A 12,405-nucleotide genomic window follows, 5' to 3' on the forward strand; every position below is an offset into this window, starting at 1 on the left:
TTTCCTACTTCGCGGGAAAAAGGGGGCAAATTTATTTACTCACCGATAACAGAAACGCCGCTCAGTGAGCGGCGTTTTTTATGGGTTCTGCTGGAGTAACGAATAGGCACCCTTTCAACTGTTGGCGGTGGAACCTAGTTATCCATAGCTGCAAACCCGCGCTGCAGGTCCTCAATCAACGCCTCGACATCCTCCAGCCCGATATGCAAGCGCAGCACCGGATTCAATGAACGATCCGCAGCACTGTCGCGATCCGTGGTATCGGCAACGGTAATCAGGCTTTCGTAGCCGCCCCAGGAAGCGCCAAGCCCAAACAACTGCAGCGAATCAATAAAGCGTTCGACGTAGAAAGGGTCCGCATCAAGCAGCTCAAAGGACAGCAAACCGTTGCTGCCATTGAAATCGCGCTGCCACAGGGCGTGACCGGGATGCCCGGGTAACGCCGGATGGAACACCCGTTTCACCTGCGGCTGCGCTTGCAGCCAATGCGCGATTTCAAGCGCCTGGCGCTCGTGCACTTCCAGTCGCGGCGCCAGGGTTCGCGCGCCGCGCAGCACCAGATAGGCGTCGTCGGGGCTGACGGTGGCGCCAAAGGTGTCGCCCATGGACGCCAGCGGCTTCCAGACTTCTTCGCGGGTGCAGACGCTGCCCATGACCACGTCGCTGTGGCCACACAGGTACTTGGTCAACGCCATGATCGAGATGTCCGCGCCGAGGGTCAGCGGTCGGTACAGGTAACCCGAGCCCCAGGTGTTGTCGACGGCCAGGAGAATGCCTCGCGGTTTGCACAGGGCGGCGATCGCCGGCAAGTCGCAGAGTTCATACAGCAAGGAGCCCGGCACTTCGGTGTAGACCATTTTGGTGTTGGCTTGCAGCTGCGCCTGCAGACCGCTGCCATCCGGCGCGAAGTAGGTGACCTGTATGCCGAACGGCTGAAGAAACTCCCGGGCCAGCCGTCGCACGGGCGCGTAGACCGCGTCGCTGATCAGAACGTGATCGCCGGGCCGCAGGTAGGCCAGGAAGGTCTGCGCGATCGCCGCCAGCCCGGTGCCGAACAAGCGAGTGCGGTAACCACCCTCCAGCTCCGTCACCAGATCTTCCAGGGCGAAGGCCGTCGGATTGCCTCGGGCGCCATAGCTCAAGACTCGCTCGCTATCACGGCGTGCACGGGCATCGCGCATTTGCGCCAGGTTATCGAACAGCACCGTGCTCAACCGCGTGACCGGCACGTTGACTGCCCGACCGCCACCGCCCTGCTCGGTACGCGCCGAATGGACCAGACGCGTACGCACCCGGGCATCGCGGGGCACTGTGACGCGCAGCGGCTTGAGACTGGCGATCTCGTCGTCGCTCATCTGCGCCAGCAAACCGATTTCCCAGGCCAGGTACTGACGCGCTGCGTCCTTGTTGCCGGCGTGACGGTCGTGGGTGAAGAACAGAAAATCGATGCACTGTTGATCGGGCGGTGTATTCGCGGATTCCTGCACGGCAAGGCCCGCCGCACGCCAGGCATCGAGGCCGCCGTCCAGCAGACGGACGTGCAGACGCTGGGCTTCGGGCAATTCCAGCGCCGCGAAAGCGGCCAGCAAAGGATCATCGGCGACCAACACCAGTGGCCGCTGCTCACCGGCCACCTCAGACGCCAGCAACGAGCGAATCGACCAGCGCGAGCCAGCGATATAACCTTTGCGATAAGTCATGCTCGGTCGCAGGTCAATCAGCGCAACGGCGTCGTCCTTCAGCGCATCAGCCAGCGCCAGTACAGTGATCGAAGGCAACGCCTCGTGAGCAGCAACTTCGACAGCGGTCAACGCCAGGCTGCTGCTCACGCCGCCCTTCAGGACATACGCTTCATGCCCCAATTGCCGCAACCAACTGGCAACAATCGGCGCGCGCACGCCATCACTGTCGAGCAGTACCAACCGCGCCTGACGCACGCCGACATACAGATCGGTGGATTGAATCAACTGCCCGCCCGGTGTGTGTTGCGCACCGGCCAGACTGCCCGCAGCAAATTCTTCGGCGGTGCGCACATCGCACAAAAACAGACTGCGACCGGCCTCCTTGACCCATTGCTCAACCTGCGCAGCCTCAACGGTCTTCACGCCAGCCCGCTCTGCCAGTTGCGCAGCAGCGAGTCGCTGCCCCGGTAACGTGCCGGTCGAGACCTCCTCGGCATAACGTCGGGTGCTGTCATGCTCCAGCTGAAAATCTTCCAGATACCAACCCTGGGTTCCGTTCTCCAGCGCGTAGATCGGATTCTTCAACCCCAGATTGATCAACGTCTGGGCCCCGATAATGCTGCGGGTCCGGCCGGCACAATTGACCACGATCGGCGTGCTTTCGTCCGGCACCAGATCGTGGACGCGATAACCCAGCTCGCCATTCGGGCAGCACACCGAACCGGGAATGGTCATCTTGCGGTACTCATCGAACGGCCGACCGTCAAGCACCACCAGCGGCTCGCCCCGGGTTTGCCATTCGGCCAGTTGTTTCGCGGTGACATGCGGCGTATGGCTGGCCTCTTCCACCAATTCACCAAAGGCCTTTGAGGGCACATGCACGCCGGCAAACAACTGAAAACCGGCGACCTGCCAGCCATCAGCACCGCCGTCGAGCACATGTACCTGGCTATATCCGAGCGCCTGCAGTCGTTGAGCGGAACGCGCCGAGACATCCCCGCCGTCCTGGTCATAGATCACCAGCCGAACCTGAGGATTCGGCGCCAGACGCCGGACCTCCAGCTCCAGACGGCTATAGGGCAAGTTCACCCCGAAAAACAGGTTGGCTTCGCCATATTGGCCGTGCTCGCGCACGTCAAACAGGGCAATTTCCTGCCCGTCGAACAGCCACTGCTGCAGTTGCCCTGGAGTTACGGTCTGGCTCATGGGAGTCCCGTTTGAAAAAAGAGTTATTGAAGCGCCAGAGAGCGCTCATTGGCCGCGACTTCCCGGCCCTTCGCGTACGCACGCTGAACGGCCGGTCGCGCCTTGAGGCGTTCGCGCCAGGCATGGATATACGGAAAGTCCGCCAGGTCCTGGCCCTGTCGCAACGGTTGAATCCACGGAAAAATCGCCATGTCGGCGATGGAATATTCCCCCGCGACAAAGGGCACTTCGGACAAGCGCGCCTCCAGAACCTTGTACAGGCGCGTCGCTTCGGCATTGAGCAGGTCCAGGGCGAACGTAATCGGCTCCGGTGCCTTCTCCTTGAACAGCTGCAACTGGCTCAGGTACGGGGTGATATGCCCCACCTGCCAGAACAGCCATTCCTGAACTTTTTGCCGCTCGGCACTGCCGGCCGCCGGCAGGAAACGCCCGGCCTTGTCGGCCAGGTAATTGAGGATGGCGCCGGACTCGAACAGGCTCAGCGGCTCGCTCAAGCCCTGCGGCGCATGGTCGACAATCGCCGGAATCCGTCCATTGGCGCTGATGCGCTGGAACGCTGCCTGCTTCTGCTCGCCTTCACGGATGTTGACTGGCAGCAGGCGGTACTCAAGTTCCAGCTCTTCAAGCAGGATGCCAATCTTCAGCCCGTTGCCAGTCGGCCAGTAATACAGATCGATCATGCGTAGGCCTTGATCGACGGCGCCATATGCGAGGCGTTGTAATTGAGAATGCGCCCGTCGGCTTCGACGCCGTAGCGGCCGTTGAGGGACTCCAGCGGCAAACCGTACAGGTGGAAATGCAGGGTCGCCTGCTCGCCTTCGACACGAATGCCATGCAGGTCTTCGCCGAGAAACGAGATGGAGGTGCCGGGTTGCACGATCACTTCTTTTTCCAGGTGCAAGGTGGTGAAACCGAGCTCGCGGCCTTCGTCATCACGACGGTAGACGTAGTTGATTTCCTGGCCTTCGACCGCGCTGATGATCGCCCAGGTTTCATGGTTATGAGGGATCGTACTTTTGCCCGGCAACAACGAGTTCAGGTACAGCGTCGGGGTGTCGCCATCGTCATTGAGACGGTAGCGAAACGCGGTGCTGCCCTGCCCCGGCACCGGCGCCGGGAACTCGTCGAAATTGAACAGATCGCGGCGCTCGGCCAGGACTTCAAGCAAGGAAACGATTTCCACCAGCGCGGCACGGTCGACGCCCCGTTGATGGATGACGCGGATTTTCTTCAGGAAATCCTCGATGACGGCGGCACGGTTAACGGTACTCATGAACAGGCTCCTCGGTATTAGACGGACAGGCTGTAACGGCTCAGGTTGGTCAACAGATACGGATCATTGGCGATGGGCGGCCGGCGTCCCGGATCACCCAGGGCGTGACGCAAAAACTCCTGGGTGCGCTCGCTGGTGGGGTGCTGAAAGATCTGCGCGGCACTGCCGTGCTCGACGATCACGCCGTTCTCGGTGAAGTAGACGATGTCGCTGATTTCTTCGGCAAAACGCATTTCGTGGGTGACCAGCACGCAGGTCATGCCCTCTTCGGTCAGCTCGCGAATCACCGTCAGCACCTCGCCGACGGTTTCCGGATCGAGGGCCGAGGTCACCTCATCAAACAGAATCAGTTCCGGACGCATCGCCAGGGCGCGGGCAATCGCCACCCGTTGTTGCTGACCGCCCGAGAGCTGACCCGGATAGGCATCGGCCTTGTGTTCCATACGCACCTTGGCCAACAAGGCACGGGCGTCTTTCTCGGCGTCAATCCGGTTGCGACCCAACACCTTGCGCGGGGCAATCACCAGGTTTTCCAGCACCGACAAATGCGGGAACAGGTTGTACTGCTGGAACACAAACCCCACGCGCTTGCGCAACTCGATGCGCTGGGCTTCGTGGGCCAGGGTGTGAACCTCTGTCGCGCCGACGCGGATGCTGCCGCGCTGGGGCTGCAACAGCCCGGTGATGCAGCGCAGGATGGTCGATTTTCCGGAGCCGGACGGGCCTATGATCGACACGGCCTGGCCACGGTGCACGTCGAGGTCGATGCCTTTGAGCACCGGGTTAGTGCCAAACGACAGGTGCAGGTCGCGCAGACTGACCAGGGGCTCGGCGACGGTTTCAGTAGAAGGCATAGCGTCGCTCCAGGCGTTGGGTGAGTCGGGAAATCGGGTAGCAATAGGCAAAGAACAGCACCAGCAGGCTCAGGTAAATCACCACGGTAAAACCGGTCATGTTCACGGTGTTGCTGGCGATTTGCGCGGTGTCGATCACGTCATGCACGCCCACCAGGGACGCCAGCGCGGTGCCCATGGTGATCACCGCATACAGGTTCATCCACGGCGGCAACATGCGCTTGAAACACTGCGGCAGAATGATCGAACGGAAAATCTGCCCGCGGGTGAACGCCAGGGAACGTGCGGCTTCCCATTGGGTACTGGGGATCGAGGCAATGGCGCCACGGAAAATTTCCGCGACGTTGGCACTCGCTGGCAAGGCCAGGCCGAGGGTGACCTTGACCCAGTCCGGAAACGAGACATAGGCACTGCCGATGTGGATCTCGAACGGGAACACATAGGTGGTGAAATAGATCAGCACCAGCCACGGCGCATTGCGGAAAACCTGCACCCAGATCCGTGCCGGCAAGCGTAAAAGTCGCAGCGGGGATAGCGCCAATGCGCCCACCAACAGCCCCAGCAACGACCCCAGGCCGATGGCGACGAGACTGATCAGTATGTTCTGGCCAAAGCCTACGGCCAGCGCCGGCGACCATTGCAGCAAGGCCTTGAACACCGGGCTGTGCGGGGCGACATACACCAGCCACAGTACGACGCACATCAACAACAGCAGCTTGCCGACATGCCGCCGCGGCCAGGCCACCGGAGCGGTGACAGACGATTCAATGGCCATAGCCGGGCATCCTCAGGCGCGCTTCAAGGTAGCGCCCCACGCAATTGACGATAAAACTCAGCAGGCCGAAAAAACTCAGGATCAGAATCATCAGCTCCAGCACGTTGTCGCTTTGGGTCCAGATCATGATCGCCGCGTAGGTGATGTCCCCCACGGCAATGGCCGAGGCCACCGCAGTCATCTTCACCAGGTCGATCAGGTTGTTGATCAGCGACGGCAAGGCAAAACGCAGGGCCAATGGCAGTTGCACATTCCACAGCAACTGGCGGCTGCTGAACGCCAGCGAACTGGCCGCTTCCAGCGTCACGGTCGGCACCGCCTCGATGCCGGCGCGCAAGGCTTCGGCATGGAACGCGCCCTTGTGCAACGAGATCACGATCACCACCCAGGCGAACGGCGTTAGCGGGTTGGCCGCGCCGACGGCCTGAGTCAGCAGCATGTTCAGCACCAGGAAGGCGCAATACAGCTGCACCAGGGTCGGCGTGTTGCGGGTGACCTCAACAAATATGCGTGCCGGTTTTGCCAGCCAGGGTTTTCCAGAGGTCAGCATCGCCGCCAATCCGACACCTGCCAGCAGGCTGCCGACAATGGTGAACAGGCAGAGCAGCACCGTGGTTAGCGCCCCCTGCTCCAGGGTTCCGCGTTGATAGGCGTCCAGCAGAAAACCGTAGTTCAGGCCGAACCCGGCAGTCCAGTGGACGAAAAGCTCCAGCCAATGACTCATGGTTCGCCCCGCAATTTCGCGCAGGCGTGAGCGATGCGACGTCCGGCTTCGACAACGCTGTCGGTCGCCGTGGCGATGGACAGGCGAAACCACGGCGACAAGCCATAAGCGCTGCCCGCCACACCGGCCACGCCCTCCTCCAGCAAATACGCCACGACATCGGCGTCGCTGTTAAGGCATTCGCCGTCCGGGCGATAACGTCCCAGTAACCCGGCGCAGCGGACAAACACGAAGAAACCACCTTGGGGTTCGAGTACCTCGATACCTTCCACTTTACGCAAGGCGCTCACCAGTAAATCCCGACGTTGCTGATAGGCCGCCACCTGCTCGGGCAAGAAATCCAGACCACCCTCGAAGGCCGCCAACGCCGCGGCTTGTCCCACCGAAGAAGCCCCCGACGTGGATTGCGATTGCACGACCGCCATGGCGTTGGTCAGCGTTTGCGGCCCGGCTCCGAAACCGATACGCCACCCGGTCATGGCGTACGTCTTGGACACACTGCCCACCAGCAGGCAGCGCGGCTGCAAGTCCGGCGCGACGTTGAGCAGGCTCTGTGCGGGTTGACCGTCAAAGCGGATATGTTCGTAGAGTTCATCCAACAGAATCAGCACCTGCGGATGGCGACGCAGCACCTCGGCCAGGGCTTGCAGCTCGGCCGCGCTGTACACCGCGCCGCTGGGGTTGCCGGGACCGTTGAGAATCAACCAGCGAGTCCGCTCGCCGATGTGTTGGGCCAGATGTTCTGCGGTGAGCTTGCAACCCTGCGCCAGTGCGCACTCGATAAACACCGGCTCGCCGCCATTGAAGCGCACGCTATCCGGGAAGGACGGCCAGTACGGCGTCGGCACCAGCACTTCATCGCCGTCGTCGAGGGTCGCGGCGAAGGCATTGAAGATGATTTGCTTCGCCCCGTTGGCAATCACGATCGATTCCAGCGGATAGTCCAGATGGTTTTCCTGCTGGAGTTTGCGTTGCACCGCGACACGCAGGGCTTTTACGCCAGGCGTCGGGGTGTACTTGGTGGCACCGGCGGCGATGGCGGCATAAGCGGCCTGTTTGATGTGTTCGGGGGTATCGAAATCCGGCTCGCCGGTGGTCAGATCGAGGATGTCGCGACCGGCATCACGCAACGCCGTGGCTTGAGATTTCGCGGCGGCATTGGCCGACAGTGAGACGCGCTGAACGCGCTTGGACAGACGAAGACTCATGACTGAATCACCTCCAATACCTTGCCCGGATTGAGCAGATTTTTCGGGTCCAGCGCCTGTTTGATGCGGCGCATCAGGTCGAGCTCCACCGGGCTTTTGTAGCGCCCGAGCATGTCCCGTTTGCGCTGGCCGATGCCATGTTCGGCGCTGATCGAACCGCCATGGGCATGGGCACTGTCATGAACCAGCAAGCTGAGCGCCGCGTAGTTAGCCATATGCGCCTCGACCGTCGAATCAAGCGGATGAGCAACGTTGTAGTGCAGGTTGCCGTCGCCCAGATGGCCGAAGGTGAAGTGACGGACACCGGGGAAATGCGCCTGCAACAACGCATCGGTGTGGGCGACAAACGCCACGACCTGGGAAATCGGTACTGAAATGTCGTGCTTCATGTTGCGACCGGCGCGCTTCTGCGCCTCGCTCATGTTCTCCCGCAACAGCCACAGGGCTTCGCTTTGGGCCAGGCTTTCGGCGATCAACGCATCGGCCAGCAACTCGTGCTCGAAGGCCTCCCCCAGCACTTCTTCAAAAGCTTGGCGGGCATGGGCTTCGCTGTGGTTGTCGGACAGTTCCAACAGTGCAAACCAAGGCTGATCAGCACGGAGAAAAGGTTGCGGACCTTCGGGGAATTGCTCGCGCAGCAGCGCGAGGCAGTCGGCACTGAGCAGTTCGAACGCGGTGAGACTGGCACCGAAACCGGCGCGGGCATGGGACAGCAATTGCACCGCTTGGTCCAGGGAGTTGAAGGCCAAGAGTGCCGTCGCCTGAGCCTTGGGCAGCGGGAAGAGTTTCAGGGTCGCGGCGGTGATGATGCCGAGGGTGCCTTCGCTGCCGATATACAGGTCGCGCAAGTCGTAACCGGTGTTGTCCTTGCGTAACCCGCGCAGGCCATTCCAGATTTCACCTTCGGCGGTGACCACTTCCAGACCCAGGGTCAGCTCGCGGGTATTGCCATAACGCAGCACCGCGGTGCCGCCGGCATTGGTGCCCAGATTGCCACCGATGGTGCAACTGCCTTCGGCGCCCAGGCTCAGGGGAAACAGCCGGCCGGCGTCACGGGCAACGTCCTGGACGGTTTGCAGAATGCAGCCCGCTTCGACGGTCAGGGTGTCGTTGTCGGTGTCCACCGTCCGCACTCGATTCAGACGATCAAGCAATAGCAACACCGTTCGGCCGCTGACATCCGGGGTCGCGCCGCCCATCAATCCGGTGTTGCCACCCTGCACCACCACCGGCGTATCACAATCCACGCAAGCGCGAACCACGGCCGCGACTTCCTCGGTGTTCGCCGGATGCACCGCAGCGATGACCTGCCCGATGTAACGGCCCTGTTTGTCGGTCAGGTAGTGTGCGGCCTCTTCGCTGCTCTGCACATGACTGGGGCCGAGCAGTTGCTGCAACGCAACAAACAACGGCGAACTCATGGTTGCGACGCCAGCGGAGTCGCGTTGCGGTACTGCTCATGCAGATCACGCAATGCCTGGGACGGCGTCATACCGGTGCGCTCGCCCAATTCGATCAGCCAGCCGCTGCGGTGCCAGTCGCGCACGATGGCATCCAGTTTTGCCTGGGTATCGTGTTCGCCTTTGCGCAGCCAGATCACCGAGTTCGACGGGATCAAATCACCCGGCAGCGGGATTTCATAATCAGCCCACTCGGCATCGCTCAACAGCGCGTGCATGGTCGGGCTGACATGCACCGCCGCCACGCAACCATTACCGCGCAGCGACAACAACGATTCGGATTGGCTGCGGAACGCCTTGATCTCTGCGCCGTAGGTTTCCTGCAAGGGCTTGATGAAGTTGCTGCCCTGGGACACGCACACCGACTTGCCCTTGAGATCAGCCCATTGAGTCACGCCAGCGCCTTTGCGAATCAACGCGGCGCCGCCCACTTCTTCATAAGGTGTGGGCACGTAATCGAGAATCTCGCCGCGTTCTTCGGTGAACTGCATATTGGCGATCAGGATGTCGACTTTGCCCTGTTGCAGGAACTGCACGCGGTTGGGCGCCAGTACCGAAACGGTCTTCGCTTCGACCCCCAATGCCTTGGCGATGCCTTTGGCCAGTTCAACGTTGTAGCCCAGGTGTTCGCCGCTCTTCGGGTCGATGGTGCCGAATGGCGGACCACTGAGAATCACCCCGACACTAATGGCGTGGCGTTGCTCGATCTTGTCCAGCGTGGCATCGGCCTGGGCAAGGCTGGCGCCTAACGCGGCGGACCAGGCGAGGCAAAGCGTGGTCAGGGTTCTGGCGGAAAAATAACGGTTCATGCACGACTACCTTGAACGACCGCCCGGCAAAAGGACGGTCTGTTGAAAACGATGAGGTGGAGAACCGGGGTCAGGCGCCGTTGGCCTGGAACTGTTTCTGCAGTTCCACCAGAGCGGGTGATGCGGGGGTGATTTGGTTGCGGGTCTGGGCCTCAATCAACCAGCCGCTGCGGTGCAGTTCCTTGACGATCGGATCGAGCTTGGCCTGGGTATCGCTTTCTCCGGGGCGGGTCCAGATCACCGACGGCGCGGGGTTGAGCTCCGGTGTAAGCGCGCGATAGCCCTGCCATTCGGCGGTGCCGGCGAGCAGCGGATTGATCAGCGTGGCGTCATGCACTGCCGCGACGCAATTGTTGCCGCGCAGGGCCAGCAAGGATTCCGAAGAGCTCTTGAAGGCTTTGATCTCAACGCCCAACTCGGTGAGCGGCTTGATGTAGCTGCTGCCCTGCGACGTGCAGACCGGTTGGTTTTTCAGGTCTTCCCAACGGGTGATCTTGCTGTCCTTGAGCACCGCAGCGGAACCACCAACGCGATAGAACGGTGTCGGCACAAACCCGAGGATCTCGCCGCGTTCGGCGGTCCACTCCATGTTGGCAATCAGCAAATCGACTTTGCCCTGCTGCAAAAACTGCACGCGGTTGGCGGGCAGTACCGGCACCAGTTGCACTTCGGCGCCCAGTTGCCGTCCCAGCTCCTGAGCGAGATCGACATTCAAACCGCGCGGCTTTTGGCTCGCTGGATCAATCCCGCCGAACGGGCCGCCGGACAGCAATACACCGACCACCAGCACATGCCGTTGCTCGATCTTGTCCAGGGTTGCATCAGCCCGGGCACCGGTGCTGGCAACCAGCGAGATCAAGGCGCCCAGCATCACAGGCAACAATTGTTTAACGGCTGAGCACTTTTGCGACATGGATCTTCCCCTGATGATTGATCGGCGTACCCCGACCTGATGTGGAGGCATCCTAGGTACAGCGTTGAAGTAACGGAAATTCAAATATCTAATATCGTTATAACTTCCCGTGTTCGCACCGGGAGCGTATTTCCACAAAACCCGTATTTATTGGCGATCAAGATCTAACAACGAAAAAACCAGAAAAAACACATAAATAAACGTAATGTTTATGTTTTCATCCTTGATATAAAAACAGCCCCGGAAATGGCCATGCCGACCTCACCCACCCTCGATCTCGAATTGCTGCGAACCTTTATTGCCGTCGTCGACCACCACAGTTTTGCCGAGGCCGGCGCGCAACTGGCACGCACGCAATCATCAGTCACCCAACACATGCAACGCCTGGAACAGCAAGTAGGAGTGAGCCTGTTCGAAAAGCGCGGACGACAAAAGCAACTCACCGAACCCGGCTTGCAGTTGCTGCGTCATGCCCGACAGATGCTGTCGCTCAACGACGAGGCGTTGAACTCCCTGCGTGAAAGCAGCTTGAGCGGCGTGTTGCGCATCGGTTCGCCCCACGACATTGCCGACACCATCCTGCCGCCGATCCTCAGCCACATCGCCCGCTCGGCACCGCGCTTGCGTCTGGAGATCGATGTCGGGCGCAGCCCGTTTCTGATGGACGACTTGCACCGGGGCAAGGTCGACATGGTGATTTCCACCCGCCAGGACCCGAGCCTGGAAGGCTTCGCCTTACGCACTTCACCGGTGTGGTGGATCTGCTCGGCGCGGTACATTCACAACCCCGGCGAACCGTTGCCACTGATCCTCGTGGATGAACCGAGCATCTACCGGCGCTATGCCCTTGAGGCACTGGAACGCGCCAATATCAGTTGGCGCCAGGCGTACCTGGCGTCGAATCTGATTGGCATCAAGGCGGCGACACGTGCTGGTTTGGGTGTCACCCCCCGAAGCATGGAGATGCTCGGTCCAGACATGCGTGTGCTGGGTGAAAATGACGGATTGCCGCGACTGCCGGACGTGACCTACTACCTGTGGATCAGGCCCAACACCGCGAACTTGATTGCCCGAAAGGCCTATGACTTGATTCGCGCGAGCCAGGGGTTGTCCTTTTCTTGACGTGAGCGGCTCCGCGGATTCAAGCCCTGGCCATTTCAGAGCTTGGCGATCGAGACTTCGGTGGATTTGACGAAGGCAATCACCTCGCTCCCCACTTGCAACTCAAGATCGCGCACTGAACGGGTTGTGATCACCGAGGTGACGATGCCGGAGGCGGTTTGCACATCGATTTCGGAGACCACTTCGCCTGTCACAATTTCCTTGATGACACCCTTGAACTGGTTGCGGACGTTGATCGCTTTGATGGTCATGATGAGGCTTCCTGTCTGATGTCGAATACATCCGCACGGATGTGCAGGCCTTCAAAATGAACCTCACGAACGAATATTAAAAGGAATAAATATCGATTTGCTTATTCCTGTATCGAATATAAAGTCCG

At 60.7% G+C, this 12,405-nt stretch carries 12 protein-coding genes; 1 reads left to right on the top strand and 11 read right to left on the bottom strand.

Translation table 11 applies throughout. The features are described from left to right. Positions 1–134 precede the first annotated feature (134 nt). The 10 genes from metC to ACA056_RS15675 form a co-directional block, all read right to left on the bottom strand. Entirely contained in the window at positions 135–2,888 is a 2,754-nt protein-coding gene (gene metC, locus ACA056_RS15630) for a cystathionine beta-lyase (RefSeq protein WP_497265894.1), read from the bottom strand. Between the two features lie 23 nt (positions 2,889–2,911). Then, entirely contained in the window at positions 2,912–3,568 is a 657-nt protein-coding gene (locus tag ACA056_RS15635) for a glutathione binding-like protein (RefSeq protein WP_497265896.1), read from the bottom strand. Continuing rightward, positions 3,565–4,161 carry a cysteine dioxygenase family protein gene (locus ACA056_RS15640; protein WP_497265898.1) on the bottom strand — a complete coding sequence of 199 codons (597 nt, stop codon included), beginning with the start codon at positions 4,159–4,161 and terminating at the stop codon, positions 3,565–3,567. The genes ACA056_RS15635 and ACA056_RS15640 overlap by 4 nt, the downstream gene beginning before the upstream one ends. A 17-nt stretch (positions 4,162–4,178) precedes the next feature. Continuing rightward, positions 4,179–5,015 (bottom strand): amino acid ABC transporter ATP-binding protein, encoded by an 837-nt coding sequence (locus ACA056_RS15645; protein ID WP_497265900.1) that lies wholly within the window; start codon positions 5,013–5,015, stop codon positions 4,179–4,181. Next, positions 5,002–5,790 (bottom strand): amino acid ABC transporter permease, encoded by a 789-nt coding sequence (locus ACA056_RS15650; protein ID WP_497265902.1) that lies wholly within the window; start codon positions 5,788–5,790, stop codon positions 5,002–5,004. The genes ACA056_RS15645 and ACA056_RS15650 overlap by 14 nt, the downstream gene beginning before the upstream one ends. After that, a complete protein-coding gene (locus ACA056_RS15655; RefSeq protein ID WP_462050301.1) occupies positions 5,780–6,514 on the bottom strand; it encodes an amino acid ABC transporter permease in 735 nt (244 codons plus the stop codon). The genes ACA056_RS15650 and ACA056_RS15655 overlap by 11 nt, the downstream gene beginning before the upstream one ends. After that, positions 6,511–7,722, bottom strand: a complete 1,212-nt coding sequence (locus ACA056_RS15660) for an aminotransferase class I/II-fold pyridoxal phosphate-dependent enzyme (protein ID WP_497265904.1) — start codon at positions 7,720–7,722, stop codon at positions 6,511–6,513. Before ACA056_RS15660 ends, ACA056_RS15655 begins: the two co-directional genes overlap by 4 nt. Further along, on the bottom strand, positions 7,719–9,143 hold the full coding sequence (locus ACA056_RS15665; protein ID WP_497265906.1) for an FAD-binding oxidoreductase: 1,425 nt from the start codon (positions 9,141–9,143) through the stop codon (positions 7,719–7,721). Before ACA056_RS15665 ends, ACA056_RS15660 begins: the two co-directional genes overlap by 4 nt. Continuing rightward, a complete protein-coding gene (locus tag ACA056_RS15670) occupies positions 9,140–9,991 on the bottom strand; it encodes a transporter substrate-binding domain-containing protein (RefSeq protein ID WP_497265908.1) in 852 nt (283 codons plus the stop codon). Before ACA056_RS15670 ends, ACA056_RS15665 begins: the two co-directional genes overlap by 4 nt. Before the next feature lie 70 nt (positions 9,992–10,061). Then, positions 10,062–10,904, bottom strand: a complete 843-nt coding sequence (locus ACA056_RS15675; protein WP_497265910.1) for a transporter substrate-binding domain-containing protein — start codon at positions 10,902–10,904, stop codon at positions 10,062–10,064. A gap of 252 nt (positions 10,905–11,156) precedes the next feature. On the opposite strand from ACA056_RS15675, the gene ACA056_RS15680 reads away from it, so the two are divergent. After that, positions 11,157–12,026 carry a LysR substrate-binding domain-containing protein gene (locus ACA056_RS15680; RefSeq protein WP_497265912.1) on the top strand — a complete coding sequence of 290 codons (870 nt, stop codon included), beginning with the start codon at positions 11,157–11,159 and terminating at the stop codon, positions 12,024–12,026. 35 nt (positions 12,027–12,061) lie between these two features. Here the strand turns inward: ACA056_RS15680 and ACA056_RS15685 are convergent, their stop codons facing one another. After that, on the bottom strand, positions 12,062–12,277 hold the full coding sequence (locus tag ACA056_RS15685; RefSeq protein WP_140678013.1) for a TOBE domain-containing protein: 216 nt from the start codon (positions 12,275–12,277) through the stop codon (positions 12,062–12,064). Between the last annotated feature and the right edge of the window lie 128 nt (positions 12,278–12,405).

The organism is Pseudomonas sp. LBUM1666 (genome assembly GCF_059695775.1).

Bases quoted from the DNA above. Each gene is read 5' to 3' on its own strand.
- ACA056_RS15645 (WP_497265900.1), bottom strand. From the start codon at position 5,015: ATGCCTTCTACTGAAACCGTCGCCGAGCCCCTGGTCAGTCTGCGCGAC.
- ACA056_RS15665 (WP_497265906.1), bottom strand. From the start codon at position 9,143: ATGAGTTCGCCGTTGTTTGTTGCGTTGCAGCAACTGCTCGGCCCCAGT.
- ACA056_RS15655 (WP_462050301.1), bottom strand. From the start codon at position 6,514: ATGAGTCATTGGCTGGAGCTTTTCGTCCACTGGACTGCCGGGTTCGGC.
- ACA056_RS15675 (WP_497265910.1), bottom strand. From the start codon at position 10,904: ATGTCGCAAAAGTGCTCAGCCGTTAAACAATTGTTGCCTGTGATGCTG.
- ACA056_RS15640 (WP_497265898.1), bottom strand. From the start codon at position 4,161: ATGAGTACCGTTAACCGTGCCGCCGTCATCGAGGATTTCCTGAAGAAA.
- ACA056_RS15660 (WP_497265904.1), bottom strand. From the start codon at position 7,722: ATGAGTCTTCGTCTGTCCAAGCGCGTTCAGCGCGTCTCACTGTCGGCC.
- ACA056_RS15685 (WP_140678013.1), bottom strand. From the start codon at position 12,277: ATGACCATCAAAGCGATCAACGTCCGCAACCAGTTCAAGGGTGTCATC.
- ACA056_RS15635 (WP_497265896.1), bottom strand. From the start codon at position 3,568: ATGATCGATCTGTATTACTGGCCGACTGGCAACGGGCTGAAGATTGGC.
- ACA056_RS15650 (WP_497265902.1), bottom strand. From the start codon at position 5,790: ATGGCCATTGAATCGTCTGTCACCGCTCCGGTGGCCTGGCCGCGGCGG.
- metC (WP_497265894.1), bottom strand. From the start codon at position 2,888: ATGAGCCAGACCGTAACTCCAGGGCAACTGCAGCAGTGGCTGTTCGAC.
- ACA056_RS15670 (WP_497265908.1), bottom strand. From the start codon at position 9,991: ATGAACCGTTATTTTTCCGCCAGAACCCTGACCACGCTTTGCCTCGCC.
- ACA056_RS15680 (WP_497265912.1), top strand. From the start codon at position 11,157: ATGCCGACCTCACCCACCCTCGATCTCGAATTGCTGCGAACCTTTATT.